The sequence below is a fragment of the Stenotrophomonas sp. GD03877 genome (assembly GCF_029840555.1).
In the GTDB taxonomy this organism is placed as follows: Bacteria; Pseudomonadota; Gammaproteobacteria; order Xanthomonadales; family Xanthomonadaceae; genus Stenotrophomonas; species Stenotrophomonas geniculata.
The window spans coordinates 1-11,812 of record NZ_JAOCCT010000006.1; the positions used below are offsets into that span (position 1 = coordinate 1).

General features: G+C 65.3%; 10 protein-coding genes. All 10 read right to left on the reverse strand.

Annotation, left to right across the window (positions count from 1 at the left end; genetic code table 11):
* Window positions 1-364: 364 nt before the first annotated feature.
* Window positions 365-2,470, reverse strand: coding sequence for a methyl-accepting chemotaxis protein (locus N5D20_RS05990; RefSeq protein ID WP_197578164.1), 2,106 nt, complete (start codon window positions 2,468-2,470; stop codon window positions 365-367).
* A 158-nt stretch (window positions 2,471-2,628) separates the two neighbouring features.
* Window positions 2,629-3,390 (reverse strand): DNA adenine methylase, encoded by a 762-nt coding sequence (locus N5D20_RS05995; protein WP_125892607.1) that lies wholly within the window; start codon window positions 3,388-3,390, stop codon window positions 2,629-2,631.
* 144 nt (window positions 3,391-3,534) lie between these two features.
* The gene (locus tag N5D20_RS06000) at window positions 3,535-4,653 is read right to left on the reverse strand and encodes a tail fiber domain-containing protein (RefSeq protein ID WP_197578225.1); all 1,119 of its coding nucleotides are present in this window, start codon (window positions 4,651-4,653) and stop codon (window positions 3,535-3,537) included.
* Window positions 4,654-4,658: 5 nt separating this feature from the next.
* Complete coding sequence (locus N5D20_RS06005; protein WP_197578226.1) at window positions 4,659-6,917, reverse strand: hypothetical protein; 2,259 nt, start codon at window positions 6,915-6,917, stop codon at window positions 4,659-4,661.
* On the reverse strand, window positions 6,910-7,137 hold the full coding sequence (locus N5D20_RS06010; protein ID WP_049399121.1) for a hypothetical protein: 228 nt from the start codon (window positions 7,135-7,137) through the stop codon (window positions 6,910-6,912). The genes N5D20_RS06005 and N5D20_RS06010 overlap by 8 nt, the downstream gene beginning before the upstream one ends.
* On the reverse strand, window positions 7,137-7,367 hold the full coding sequence (locus tag N5D20_RS06015) for a hypothetical protein (RefSeq protein ID WP_040006695.1): 231 nt from the start codon (window positions 7,365-7,367) through the stop codon (window positions 7,137-7,139). Before N5D20_RS06015 ends, N5D20_RS06010 begins: the two co-directional genes overlap by 1 nt.
* A gap of 11 nt (window positions 7,368-7,378) precedes the next feature.
* Window positions 7,379-8,161: a phage BR0599 family protein gene (locus N5D20_RS06020; protein ID WP_049399122.1), complete on the reverse strand. Its 783-nt coding sequence runs from the start codon at window positions 8,159-8,161 to the stop codon at window positions 7,379-7,381.
* Window positions 8,158-9,858, reverse strand: a complete 1,701-nt coding sequence (locus N5D20_RS06025) for a hypothetical protein (RefSeq protein ID WP_049399123.1) — start codon at window positions 9,856-9,858, stop codon at window positions 8,158-8,160. Before N5D20_RS06025 ends, N5D20_RS06020 begins: the two co-directional genes overlap by 4 nt.
* The gene (locus N5D20_RS06030; RefSeq protein WP_049399124.1) at window positions 9,858-10,832 is read right to left on the reverse strand and encodes a hypothetical protein; all 975 of its coding nucleotides are present in this window, start codon (window positions 10,830-10,832) and stop codon (window positions 9,858-9,860) included. The genes N5D20_RS06025 and N5D20_RS06030 overlap by 1 nt, the downstream gene beginning before the upstream one ends.
* A gap of 3 nt (window positions 10,833-10,835) precedes the next feature.
* Window positions 10,836-11,810, reverse strand: coding sequence for a hypothetical protein (locus N5D20_RS06035; protein ID WP_049399125.1), 975 nt, complete (start codon window positions 11,808-11,810; stop codon window positions 10,836-10,838).
* Window positions 11,811-11,812 lie beyond the last annotated feature (2 nt).

Below are 11,812 nucleotides of genomic sequence, written 5' to 3' on the forward strand. Positions count from 1 at the left end.
TGGGCGCAGGAAACGCCGGTAGTACCGTCCGCTGGCCGGCAGACGCGTTGATGGAACCGCCGCGAGCGGCGGCGCCAACCAAGGTTGGCGACTACCGATGGCAGAGGGATCAGCGGGAGATCCACGCCATGCGTGGATGCTCTCCGCGAGGAACCAAGGCGCCGACCAAGGTTGGCAACTACCCACAGCAGGCCCGCGCCGCAATCGTTTGCCGAATAGGTCCACGCCGCGCGTGGATGCTCTCCGCGAGAAACCACGGCGCCAACCAGTTCGGGCCGCTACCGGCGTGACCCATCACGCACAACACGCAAAAAAACGGCGCCCCGCGGGCGCCGTCTTCATCGGGATCACCTGAAAAACGGGATCAGGCGACCAGAGCCTCCTCATGTGCTTCCTGCTGGCGGAACACCGAGACCGCCTCAGTCAGCGTCCCCGCCTGCGACTGCAGCTCACGTGCGGCAGCGGTGGCTTCTTCCACCAGCGCCGCGTTCTGCTGCGTGGCCTGATCCATCTGCACCACGGTCTGGTTGATCTGCTCGATACCGATCGACTGCTCCTGCGACGCTGCAGAAATCTCGCGCATCAGGTGGCTGACATCCTCCACGCCGTCGACAATACCCTGCATGCGCTGCCCGGCGTCGGCCACCAGCTGGGCACCTTCGCCCACCTGCCGGCCCGCTTCGTCGATCAGCTTCTTGATCTCCTGTGCGGCCGCCGCCGAACGCTGTGCCAGCACGCGCACCTCGCTGGCCACCACGGCAAAGCCTCGGCCCTGCTCGCCGGCGCGTGCTGCCTCCACCGCTGCGTTCAACGCCAGGATATTGGTCTGGAAGGCAATGCCGTCGATGACGCCGGTGATGTCGCCGATCCGCTTCGAGGCACCTTCGATGGCTTGCATGGTATCCACCACCCGCTGCATGGCCGTGTTGCCGTCACTGGCAGCGCTCTGCGTGGAGGCGGCCAACGCACTGGCCTCACGCGCATGGGCGGCGTTCTGGCGAACGGTGGCGGTGAGTTCCTCCATCGATGCTGCAGTCTCCTGCAGGTGCGCGGCCTGGCGCTCACTGCGCTCGGACAATGCGCCGTTGCCGGCGGCAATCTCGCTGGCGGCGGTACTGATCGACGCCGCACATTCCTGGATGCGACCGACCATGCGTGCCAACTGCCCGGCCGTGGCATTGGCATCGCGCTGGATCGCGGCGAAAGCGCCGTGATATTCGCCGTGCATGCGCCGATCCAGATCACCGTTGGCCAATGCCGAGAGCATCTGCCGCACTTCGTTGACGGTGCTGCCGAGCGTATCGAGCAGCTGGTTGATGCCACCGGTAAGGCCATCGAGGAAGCTGGCACCTTCAGTGGCCTGCAGGCGCTGGTCGAGGTCACCGGCCGCTGCCGCTGCAACGATGCCGGCCACGGCATTCTCCAGCGCGAGCTCATGGGTGCGGTCATGCCACTCCACGGCGAAGCCCAGGCGCACGCCCTGCGCGTCGAACACCGGGGTGACCACCTGGGCGAAGTGCACCGGGCCGATCTGCACCTTGCCGTTGTGCGTGACCTGCAGGCCGTTGAGGATCGCGCGGATACGGTCCGGGTTGGCATGGAAACGATGGATGCTGCTGCCGACCAGGCGTTCGGCATCGAAGTCAGGGAAGGCCTGGCGCAGCGTCGCCTGCTGGTTGCGCAGCAGGGCTACCACCGAGCGGTTCACATAGCGGATCACGTGGTCGTTGTCAGCGATCATCATCGCGGTGCGCGAGGCATCCAGCGCCTGGCGGATCTGCGCGTTCTCGGCATGCGCCGCTGCCTCGCGTGCACGCTGTGCCTGCACGTGGCGTGCGGTGTCGGCCAGGGCGTGGGCGAGTGAACCCGGTGCATAGGCGCTGGTGTCGGCATGTGCACCAAGATCGGCACCGGTGGCGATATCGCGTGCCAGCGCGGCAAGACGACGCGGGCCGTGGCCAAGGGCCTCGGTCTGCTGGCGAAGGCGCAGCGCGACCTGGCCGAGGAACAGGGTCAGGGCCGCGAACATGCCGGCCTGCAGCAACGTTGGCCATAGCGCGGCATCACCCTGCAACGGTGCCAGCAGGGCGAGCGTACCGACGCCACCGGCCAGCCACACCGGAAGGCGATCGCGGTGGCCCAGCAGCACGCCCAGCAGCAGCGCAATCGGCAATGCCGGTGACAGGCTGACGATCGCGCACAACACGGCCAGCTGCAGCGACAACAGCAGTGCCAGACCGTTGCGGGCGACGGCCCGGCCTGACTGCAGTCCGCCCAACCAGGCGGCTGGCAGCACGGCGACGGACGCCAACGCGGCGGCCTGCAGCTGCGGGCCACGCAGGGCCAGCACCAGGCCAGCCAAGGCCAGTGCCGCGCTGCCGATCTGCAGGTGGCGGTCAGCGCGGCGGGCGAGCTGCTGCAGATGCGGCAGGCGGCCGGTATCGGGGGGACGGGAGGATGCAACGGACATCGGCGACTCCTGGATCAGCAAACGACAACGGCCACGCCGCGGCTGTAACGGCGCGCGATAAATCGCCCGCCCGAGGTGAGATAAACGGTAGGCGGCCAATGTTGCGCCCAGCGGAATGAAATTGCACGGGGCGGAAACCGCCCCGTGCCCTGGCTTCCCTACCAGGTCGTGTAGATCAGCTCCCTCCGCTGAACAGCCTGGCGGCCGATCGTGTAGCGGATTGGCACCACCCGATCCCTGAACTGACTGAAGACCTCCCGCATGGCCGGGTGATCGTTGATCGTCAGGATGGCCACGCCACGTAGCCCCGCCATCTGACGGGCGAGCTCTTGATACTGGTCCATGCCAAAGGGAGCACCGTACCCCTCGGTCTCCCAGTACGGCGGATCGAGGAAGAACAGGCTGTCGGCGGCATCGTACTTGGCCATGCACTGCTGCCAGGGCAGGTGCTCGACAGTGACCTTGTGAAGCCGGAGGTGCGCTGCGCTCAGATCCTCCTCAATGCGCAGCAGGTTGAGGCCCTTACCGCCCCGGCCGAAACCGGGAGTCTGGCCGGTCGCCTTGCCACCCCAAGCCAGTCGCTGCAGGTAGTAGAAGCGTGCGGCACGTTGGATGTCGGTCAGGGTGTCCGGGTGCTGGAGCTGGCACCATCTGAACATCTCGCGGCTCGTCAGCGCCCATTTGAACTGGCGGACGAACTCTTCCAGGTGGTTGGCCACCACCCGATACAAGCGCACCAGCTCGCCGTGGCAGTCGTTTAGGACTTCAGCCCTGGCCGGCTCCCTGGCGAACAGCAGAGCCGCGCCACCAGCGAATGCCTCGACATAGGTACGGTGGGGGTTCTCGGCCACCAGCGGCAGCAGGTGCGGCAGTAGGCGGGTCTTCCCGCCCGGCCAGGGGAACAGCGTTGTGGTCTTCATTCTCAGCCTCTGCGATGAATCTCGGCCAGACTGAGCCTCCCCGCGCGAGGGGGCTGGGCCTTGGCCAATTGCACGCGGGCTGTCGCGTGTGTTGCGGCGTCGGCCGATCAGTTCCCGCTGATCGGCCGGCGCCCAGTTCTCGAACTACTTGTCGGACTCGAGGGCCATCAGGCGGGCGTCCAACGCCTCCACCTTGGACGCCATCGCATCGCTCTCCGCCGCCAGCGCCGAGACCATGAAGCACAGCAGTTCCTCTTTGCGGAAGCTGTAGCGGTTGCCCGCTTCGCGTGCGCGCTGCATCAGCTCGCGCCCAGCCTCGACCGCTGGTTCAAGCTCGGTGCCATCGTCATCGAGTAACGCGTCCCTGGCGGGCCACTCGTGCCACTGCTCCGGCTCAGCCTCCCACTCGTCGTAGCAGATGAACGAATAGGCGAACGGATCGAGGCCGTGCACGCTCATCACGGCCATTGCTGCCTGCACAGTCGGGCCAGCGTGCAGCCGGTCGCCAGTCAGCCACTCCCAGATCGCCGGAAGCCGGGCCAGCTTCGAACCTGCCTTGCGCTCAGCCTCCGACAGCGGGCGCGGTTCAGTCTTGAGGCGCTCGTCGGAACCGACAATGGGTGCATTCTGAACGTAGAGATTCGACCAAACCGCCGTCGATGCCCCTAACGCAGTGGAATTCGAAGTATTTGGTCGAACATTATTCGCAGGGTTGTCTACGATTACCCTGTCGCTGATCCACGTAATTCCTGTCGCATATGCGCGCAAATTCTTGACTGATCCTGCGTAAAGACCAATAAGCATCTGACTGGAACTTACAGGAAGGTCGTAGTAGATGTTGCCGGGGAATGATGGGTTGCTAGCTGGATAACTGGTGATTCTCGGGCCCGTTGTCGTGCCACCAGCCACTTGGAGTGTGAGCCTCGTAACTCCATTCAGAACAAGATCATCAACTGAGATCGAAGTGATATCCGTGTTTGCGCCGCTGGCCGCCGCACCCAGCGCCGTCCGCTGCGCGGCCTGGGTAGTGGCGGCAAGGAGGGTGCGGCCGACGCTGGTAAGGTCGTAGGTCGCCCACGCCAAGCCGGTGTAGTAGAGGGACTTGTCGGCGGCAGGTGGGTCCATGCCAGCCACGTTAAGCAGTCCCGCCCGAATCGCACTGACCAGGATCTTCACATTGCCGCCCCCTTGGACAGCAGGAATCGCCTCATTGCCGGTGAGCGCGGCGGCAGCCGGCAGGCCAGAGATCTTTACGTCGACCATTTTCGTTACTCCAGAATCAGGGGGTCGCCCGCTTCGGTGACCAGGCGATCGGCCGCCTCGGTCACCAGCTGCGCGCGGTACAGGAAGGTGTGCTGCTGGATCTGCCAGCTGCGGTAGCCGTCACGGATGGCCTCGACCTCGACACGGATCTGCTTTCCACCGCTCCCATCGGGCGGCGTGTAGGTGTCGGTCGTGCCGCTGATGGCTGACTGCGTCCGCACCAATGCGCCAGCGAGGTACCAGCGAACGGTGTAGGTAGTGCCTGGCTCCGGCCCGATGTTGCCCTGCGTGGTGTCGACCAGCTGGTCGGCCTGCAGGATGCGATCGCGGTGCGCCCACTGCACTGTCAGTTCGGTGCCGAAGGTCCACAGCTCTGGCGGGTAGGCCTCGCCCTGAAGGCGCAAGCGGCCGGGCGGATAAGGCCGGATCTGGCGACGTTGCAGCGTCAATCCGATCGTCGTGGCCAGATCCGGGTTCAGCTCGCCCTGGCTGGTGCGGGTGATCAGCTTCGCCTGGGGCGATTCGTTGGCCATGTACTCACGGCCATCGAAGCCGACATATTCGTCGGTGAACCACACCCGCGTACCCACGGCATGCGGCATCGGCACAGTGTCCACGCAGCCACGGGCCACGGTCAGCGTCGCCGCCACCGGGTCGATCGAGACCACCCGGACCAGCTCGTCATCGATCAGCGCCTCGGTGCCGACCTCGATCATGTCCAGGCTGACGCCGGCGGACAGCGCGATCGCCGTTGTGGTGGCCGTCATTGCGGTGATCAGCAGGCCAGTGGGAGCGAAGTCGGCTGCGCCCGCCTCGGCGAACGGCGCGCTTCCCAACCGGGTCTGCAACGTGTAGCCGAACGCCACCGAGGTCGGCCGTACACCGATCGAGGTCAGGTAGCCGACGTCAGGCGATACCGCAGCCAGCTCCGACGCCCCAAGCGCCGTGGCCAGGTCGCGGTAGCTGGCCTCCTGCAGGCGCTGCACGGTGACCGGCTTGGGCTTGGTATCCGGCTCCACCCAGGCGCTGTCCGAAGGCTGGATGTAGCTGGCAGCGGCCATGCCGGCGACGTCCTGGACGACGGTCAACACCACGGCCGTGTCGGTCTGTGTGCCGTCGTCGACGTCCAGGATGCGCACTGGCATGCGTGCAACGCCGCGCCGTGGCCACGACAGGGCACGCACCTGCCCGCGTTTGAAGGGGCCGGCATCCTGGCGTACCCGGATCTTCACCCTGCAGGGCAAGCTGCTCACTGCCGCCACTTCGCGCGCCGCAACCCGCCCCGCGAGCGCAGCGTTCCACAGGCCGGGATAGTTCTTGCGACTGCTGACGACCCGGCCCTGCGCCTGAACGCTGGCCAGGTTCTGGTAGGTGACAGCTGCGTCCTTGTTGGTGGCGATATCCCGGTAGACGATCGTGATCTCATTGACGCTGCCTTCCAGCATCGGCTGTTGCCACTCCAGCAGCTCGATGATGTTCGCCGGGCCGATCTCCTCCAGGGTGGCTGGGTCATAGTCCGGCCGCACCAGCACCAGCTCGGTCAGCCCCGTCACCGGATCCTCGATGCGCATGCCACCAATGTGGTCGCACACCATGTCCATGAACTCGCCTGCAGGAACTGATCGGGACCACTTCAGGCACAGGCCGAACCCTTCGTTCTTCAACGTCTGTGCCGCCTTGCGGAAGCTTTCGTCGTTGATCACGTCGATCGGGTGGCCCATGCCCTCTGTGCGCACCTGATAGATGATGTGCGCCGGGTTCATCCCTTCATCGATCTGCACCAGGTCGCCCTGCCAAAGCCCCTTCTTCCAGCCTTGGCGCCAGCGCGAGACCTTCTTCGTCCAATTCTTGATGTACGGGTTCATGGCCGACACCTGGCCATTGAAAACCGTCGTGAACAGGCCACGGGCGGCTGGCCACGGGCCGGGCACCAGCGACTGCAGATAGGTGCTTGGCATCTGGGCGGGCTCGCCCATGCGCACCTCCAGCGTGCCGACGATGCCGCCTTCGCCCTTGTCGCCGCCGAAGATCTCCGGCGCCAGGATGGTGATCGAGCGAGACGCCGTAATCGGGCCGGTGGCAGGCACCGTCCTGGGGATGTTCATCCCGAGCACCTTGGTCCATGCCGTTTGCGCGCTACCGTCCCAGACCTTGCGGTCGCCTACGCGGATCTCCCGCAGTGCGTCCACCGGGCCGAGGCATTCGCCCATATAGAGGGCCATGTAGTAGCGATAGCCTACGGTCTGTTTCTTGCCACTACCCACGGCCAGCCTCCTCGCGGGCGATCGCCGCCAGGCGCCGTGCGAAGGCGTCGTCCAGCGCTTCGAACTGCTCTACCGGCAGGCCTTCATCCAGGAAGCGACGCAGATCCAGACCGTGACGATCCATCCAGCTGCGGATGCCGGCGGCGCACAGCACGCCGCTGTGTTCGCCCAGCTTGGCCGCGCGGGCGTGCTCGACGGTAACCAGGACAGGACGATCCATCACTTCTTGCCACCCTTGACCTTGATCGGTGTGGTGCGCAGATCGCCGTAGAACAGCACGTTGGGATCATCGATCCAGTTCGTACCGAAGACCATGCTGCACTCGCGACCGTCCTCGGCGGTGGGGACATTGAAGTCCTCCAGGGCGGCCGGCTTCGGAACCGTAGGCTTCGGGCGCATCACGTAACTGACGATCAGCGCCACGATCATTACGACGATTTGAACCCACATAGGAGGCTCCTTTAGAAGATGGGATCGGGTCCGAAGGGGTTCTTCGGCGGTATGGTGTGCTGGCCGCCGTAGTTCGGTGCGTTGTTGAACTTCTCGTGGCAGATCTGCAGGGCGTGGCCACAGCCGGGGTAGGCGGATACCAGTGCGCCCGCTGCGAGCGGCGCTGCGGTAAGCAAGGTGAGGGTCGGCCCAACATGGCCCACCACGAAGCGGTACTCGACGGCCGTGCCCTGGACCCACTTGATGAATCCACCGACGAACCAACCGTCCGGCTTCGCCGCGAAGGCAGTGGACGTGATCGTCTGAGCGGATGCGGCTGACAACACGCCATCGACCCGGAACAGCTCCGGATTCAGACCGCAGTCGGCGTCGAACAGCGCGAACGGACACTGCGCCTGCCAGCACCGGCGGAGGCCGTTCGTCGCAGCGGCGCCGGCATTGCTCTGACAGGTCAGGAGCAGATCATTCTGCCGCTCGCTGAAGTCGCTCAGCACCCCGTTCCAGGTGCCGCGGATCGCGCCGTCGCTCTTCCGGATCCGCCGCCAGCGAACGACGATGCGATCGGTCGGCGGAAATGGCCGCAGGACTGACGCCAAAGAGATGGACAGCGGTACGGTCACCTCCAGATTGGACCTGGCCTCCTGTGCCGACTGGCCAAGGCGACCGCGTTTGATCGCCTCGGGGCTGAACGGCTGCGCATCGTAGATCTCGACCCGATCGCTGGACGTGTAGCGCCAACGCTGGGAACCGCGCCCAAATTCATACAGCTCGACATGGCGGGAGAACAGGCTCACGGTTCGCTCTCCTCAGCGCCAATGCCGGCGAAGGACACGCGGCAACGCGCGACGCCCTCACCATCGGTTTCATGGGACAGCTCCACGGTGTCGGAACTGAGGCGGGCCAGCACCATCCAGCTGATCAAGCGGATGGCACTCGGCTGCAGGGCGATGCCGTGCGGCGCGTCCAGCTGCAGGAACTCCCGCTGTGGATCCAGCTCTGTGGCCTCTATCAGCTGCCGGTACAGCACCTGGCCACTGAACAGCTCGATGCGCAGGTGGCGCCGGCCGGACTGAGCACGCCCGAAGCGGGCTACGCCCGCCCAGGCGACCACGATGCCGCTGGAGGTGGTCAGGGCTGGCTCGACCAACTCCAGATCGTCGGCCCAAGACGGCACCCACAGCGCAGCCGCGCGACCCTGCAGCCAGTACAGCAGGCTGCGCAGATTGGCCTGCTCGGTGCGTCCCCAGGTTTGCCAGGCGTGTGACTGCAGTGGCCATGCCTTGCCGGTGATGTCATCGACGGCAACAGGGCCGATATCGCCATCGATCACCACCAGCTGCCGGCCGAACTCGGCCGTCTGCGCCTGGTCGAGGTCGGGACGCTGCTCCAGCACAGGTCGACCGCGATAGACAGCCGCCGGCGCAGCTGCCGGCCAGTCGCAGGTCTCCACCGCAGCCAGGCGCACGGTCGACCGCATGACCTGGTCGGTCACGCGTTCCAAGCTGGGGGTCTCGGCAATACGAGCCGTCCGGCAAGGCAGCACACGGGTGCCAGGTGCCCAGGCATTGGCCGTGGGGCGCGCCAGCTGCAGGCCATCGGCGTTGATATCCGACACCTCGACCAGCTCGTAGGTGGTGACGTCCTTCCAGAGCATGGCCAGGCCGCCGGGGCGGTAGTCGCGCTGCGTGGCGGCCTGTACCGGGATGGACTGCACGCCCAGCGCCAGGCGCGCACTCAGCCACGACACGTCGTTCCAGACCGGCAGCGCCCAGGTACGCGCCGACCAGTCGAACAGCGCGTGTTCAAGCACCTGCCGCTCGCGCCGGTCGGCCAGCACGCTGAACTCCCAAGAGCGCCTCGGCGAACCACGCAATGGGAATCGGGCTTCGCCGCCGCCGATCGACTGCTGCACGTCGGTCGCCCAGGCCAGCGTTTCGGTGACAGGCCGCTCCCAATCCGGCGGCAGCATCCACGCCGACATGCGATTGCCGGTAATCGTGACGGTGCGGCGCCCCAGGGCCACGAAGTCGTAGGACAGCGACGCCGCGATCACCGGCGGGCCTTCGGTCGTGACCGACAGCTGCCAACGTCGCAGCTGGAGCGGCGCAAACGGCAGCGGCGGTGCGCCGGGACCCACCATCTGAACGCCCTCGCCGTTCTCAAGGGTTGCCGAGGTCAGGGTCTGCTGCTGGAGGTAGGAGTTCCAAACCTGGACGTAGCGCACCTGGTTGGTGACCAGATTGCCCAAGTCAATGCGCAGTGGCAGGACGTGGATCCGGTAGTACCAGTCGTCAAACGAGGTGCGCTGTGCCGGGCCAGCTGAGCGCTGCTCGGGCTCGACGATGGTGGCCTCACGGGTGCTCCCCAGGCGGAACACGGAACTGGCCAGCCTGGCGGTGAACGGTACCGGGATGCGGGTACGCGGGACTGCCAGATTGGCACTACGCCAGTACGGCCCGGTGCTGCTCTGGTTGGCGAGAATGATGGCCATCAGGACTTCTTCACGGCCCAGCCATAGTTGCCGCTGGCCGGAGGCGCGTTGGTCGCGCTGCTCATGGCCAGCTTGCGCAGCCAAGGAAATACCATCCACGTGTCTTCGCCGATGGTGATCTCCTGCTCGGGCTCGAGCTTTTCCAGGTAGCAGGCACGCAAGCCAGGCACCCTACCGATGGGCGACAGATAGGCACTGCTGCCTGGGCGGCGAATGCTCAGCTCGATGGGCTGCAGGATGCTGCGGCCGGAGAAGGTGTTCTCGTCGGCCCCTGCAAGGGCGTACCCCAGCCACAGACTGTCGTAGTTGGAAGACGTCGTGGTTTGATAGATCGAGCCGACACCACTTCCAGCCTGCCCTTCGGTCTCGAGCGCACCGCCGTAGTAGTTGCACAGCCGGTGGTAGCTGTTGACACGTCCATCCTCCACCGAATCGGCGCGCACGTGTCCACAGCCGGTCTCGCTGGTATTGTGACCAAATAGGACGACGTTGCTGCCGGACGTTGTGACCATGCCGCTGTAGCTGCCGGTCTTGTTCCAGTAGGTGCCATCGGCATAGGTCCCACCAGCGTAGCTGCCCGCCTTCTCAAGCACACCGAAGGCATGATGACGGTATTCGCCCGCCACGGCCTGGGCGAGGGCGACGTGGATGGCCGTGCCGTTGGCGAACAGTTTCAGCCGCGGGAAGGGTCCAGTGAGCACCCAGGAAAACGCATTGCGCGGCGAGGCCAGCGGCTGGGCGGTGACCGCTGCGTCGCCGTTGTACCCGATGGAAATCCGTGAGCCCAAGGATGTCTGGTCACCATTGAACAGGTGAACGTAGTCGGAGACCCCGGGAATGCGAACCGTTGCGGTGCGATTGGTTCCGACAAGGTTGTTGCGCTCGACGGTCCACCCGTTGGCCTGGGCAAACTGAACCACCAGGTCGATGACTGTCTGGACGTTGGGAACGTTATTGAACTCGGCGTAGGCCATCTTTCACTCCAGGGCGAAGGCGGCGAACTCGCCATCACCAGTGCGGAACACATTGGGAACCAGCAGGTGATCGACACTGCCGACCGTTGCAATCTGTTCGGCGGTGGCGCCAAAGGACGGCGTGTAGAAGACGCCATCGAAGCTGCCGTAGAACTGGCCGCCTTCGGGCATCTCATCAACCCGATTGCCGCGATCGACACTTCCCGAGCTCCAGCCGATGCCGATCAGTTGCCCGCGCTGCAACCAACGCTGCCCATCCAGGCAGCCACGCACGTTCTGGTTGCGCAAGCTGCGGCACCACGGTGAAGCGATCCGTCCCGTGACAATGGCCGAGGTCCCATAGGCATTACGTATCGGCAACCACGATTGCATCGGCGTGAATAGATAGGATTGGCTCAGGCTCGTGTTGGAACGCCCGTCGGCACTGGGATTCCAGAAGTTCGAATGGGAGTAGTCATCCAGCGATGCCTGGGCGTTCCTTCCGAGGTAGGACGCGCCAATGAACAGCGGGTAGCTCCAATCCCCGGGCAGATGCTCGGGAAGGATGAAGCCGGCATACATGGCGTCATAGCGGCCATTGATGCGGGTGATGACCTTGAAGCAACGCCCGCTGGCGATGAACCAGTACTTGATCGGGGAGTTCACCCCCAGGATCGAGATGTAGTTTGAATTGGCGCCGGGCGGATCGATGCTGGGCGCTGCCGGGTTATAGGCAATGTGCCCGCGCAAGGTCAGGTTGTAGTAGTTGCTTGCCGGCACGACCTGGGCCAGCAAAGACACATAGATTTCATCCTCGCCAGCCAACCCTCGACCCTTGAGCGACACGAAATCGCCGGCCGCGATCGGGCCGCTGGCCACGCCGCCCACCACCTGCCACTGCTGGTTCGCTGCCACCAGGGCCGCGTTGGTGGTCAGGAAATCCCGAAGGCGGGCCATGAGGTCGGTGATATTGGCTGCGGTGTCGGTTGCCCAGGCCATGT

Excerpts from the sequence above, each read along its gene's own strand:
- N5D20_RS06000 (WP_197578225.1), bottom strand. The coding sequence starts at position 4,653 with ATGGTCGACGTAAAGATCTCTGGCCTGCCGGCTGCCGCCGCGCTCACC.
- N5D20_RS05990 (WP_197578164.1), bottom strand. The coding sequence starts at position 2,470 with ATGTCCGTTGCATCCTCCCGTCCCCCCGATACCGGCCGCCTGCCGCAT.
- N5D20_RS05995 (WP_125892607.1), bottom strand. The coding sequence starts at position 3,390 with ATGAAGACCACAACGCTGTTCCCCTGGCCGGGCGGGAAGACCCGCCTA.
- N5D20_RS06010 (WP_049399121.1), bottom strand. The coding sequence starts at position 7,137 with ATGGATCGTCCTGTCCTGGTTACCGTCGAGCACGCCCGCGCGGCCAAG.
- N5D20_RS06035 (WP_049399125.1), bottom strand. The coding sequence starts at position 11,810 with ATGGCCTGGGCAACCGACACCGCAGCCAATATCACCGACCTCATGGCC.
- N5D20_RS06025 (WP_049399123.1), bottom strand. The coding sequence starts at position 9,858 with ATGGCCATCATTCTCGCCAACCAGAGCAGCACCGGGCCGTACTGGCGT.
- N5D20_RS06030 (WP_049399124.1), bottom strand. The coding sequence starts at position 10,832 with ATGGCCTACGCCGAGTTCAATAACGTTCCCAACGTCCAGACAGTCATC.
- N5D20_RS06015 (WP_040006695.1), bottom strand. The coding sequence starts at position 7,367 with ATGTGGGTTCAAATCGTCGTAATGATCGTGGCGCTGATCGTCAGTTAC.